Source organism: Chitinophaga sp. (assembly GCF_035564935.1).
In the GTDB taxonomy this organism is placed as follows: Bacteria; Bacteroidota; Bacteroidia; order Chitinophagales; family Chitinophagaceae; genus Chitinophaga.
Genome location: NZ_DATMTE010000781.1, coordinates 1 through 1,674, shown reverse-complemented (window position 1 = coordinate 1,674; position 1,674 = coordinate 1). Strand labels below are relative to the sequence as shown.

The window sequence follows — 1,674 nt, the reverse complement described above, 5'->3', positions numbered from 1 at the left end:
GTTTCTAAAATCTTCAACCATGTCTACTACTCCCTTCACTTGCTTTGCTGCCGCTATGCTGCTGCTTTCCTGCAACAAAGATCATACACTCCCCGGTAACACCGCATCTGAAACCGGATTCCCCGTTATATTTGATGCCGGCGGTTTTACACAGCAGCTGGACAGCTTTGGAAGAAAAGCGACTGATGCTGTATCCCTTGCAAAAGATTCCCTGGACGGCCATGTAAAATATCTTTATTACAAAGTGTACGGCACAGGCGCGCAGGCCGCCATACAGCATGTAATTGTACAACAGGCAGGCGCCGCTTCTTTTGGCATTATCAGGGATACACTACCACCGGGCAACTACAAATTTACTTTACTAGCCACCGGGGATGAATACCGCCCCAACATCACCAATGCAGGCTTCAAATATCCCGGCAGCGACGCTTTCAGCACACACTTTGAGATGGTGGTCAACGGAGCGGCTAATGCTAAAGTATCGCTGGACAGGATTGTAGCGCGACTGCAATTCATTATCCAGGATCCGCTCCCTGCGGATGCCGCCTGGATGGACATCCGGTTTGGAGGCATCCCGAGGGTGTTCAATTTCCCCACAGGAGAAGTAAGTAACCCTGCTAACGGTACGGCCTACTCGAACTACACCGGCTACAGGTTCCAGATACCCGCATACAACCAGGGTAAACCGGGCTTTAAAACACAGGCGTATTTTCCTTTACAGGGCAGTTATACAGTACCATCTGTTACGGTCATGTGCTGGGGCGCCAATGGCAACCTGCTGACCAGCAAAGTGATCAATGATGTAAAGTTTGAAACCGGCAAACGCACCGTACTGAAAGGCAATCTTTTTCCGCCTGCGGCCAGCGGAATTGAGGTGGACCTGAACGATACCAACTGGAAGCCGGACAGTATCGCTGTATTCTATTAAACACGGTTAGTTAAAAGACTGCCTGAACGCCAAAGGCGACTGGTTTGTTTTCGTTTTAAACAACCGGCTGAGTGACTGCGGATGTTCAAAACCCAGCTCATAAGCAATTTCTGAAACCGATAAACCCGAGGTGGATAATTTCTCCTTTGCTTTTTCTATAAGTTTGTTGTGGATGTGTTGCTGCGTATTTTGTCCTGTGTAGGAACGCAGCATATCGCTTAAGTAACTTGCCGATATATTCAATTGTTCCGAAAGGTACTGTACAGTTGGAATCCCTTGCAACGAAGGTTTCCCGGTATTGAAATAATCTTCCAGCACGTCTTCCAGCTTTTGTAACAGTCCCCTGTTTGCAGCTTTTCTTGTAATGAACTGACGCTTATAGAAACGGTTACTGTAATTGAGCAATAATTCGATCTGCGAAATAATCACATCCTGGCTAAAATCATCTATCCGGCTGTTTAATTCCTCATCCATGATGGAAAAAATTGCCATGATAGTTGCCTTTTCCTTTTCCGATAAATACAGTGCTTCATCGGCGGCATATGAAAAGAAACCATATTCCTTTATTTTCTTTGCCAAAGGATAAGACAAAAAGAAATCGGGGTGCACGAGCAATATATACCCTGAATGCACCGAATCATCCGGTGATTCAAATATCTGGTTAGGCGCTGTGAACACTAATCCGCCTTCGCCAAAGTCGTAGTAGTTTTGCCCATACCTGGCTTTCCCGCAAACATGCATTTTAT

Annotated in this window: 2 protein-coding genes; one reads left to right on the top strand and one right to left on the bottom strand. The window is 46.3% G+C overall.

From position 1 onward, the window contains the following. On the top strand, window positions 1-928 hold a 928-nt coding region (locus tag VN105_RS20160; RefSeq protein WP_325643554.1), incomplete at its 5' end, for a hypothetical protein. A gap of 6 nt (window positions 929-934) precedes the next feature. Here VN105_RS20160 and VN105_RS20155 read toward each other — a convergent pair. Further along, window positions 935-1,674: helix-turn-helix transcriptional regulator (locus VN105_RS20155; RefSeq protein ID WP_325643552.1), on the bottom strand; the 740-nt coding region annotated here is incomplete at its 5' end.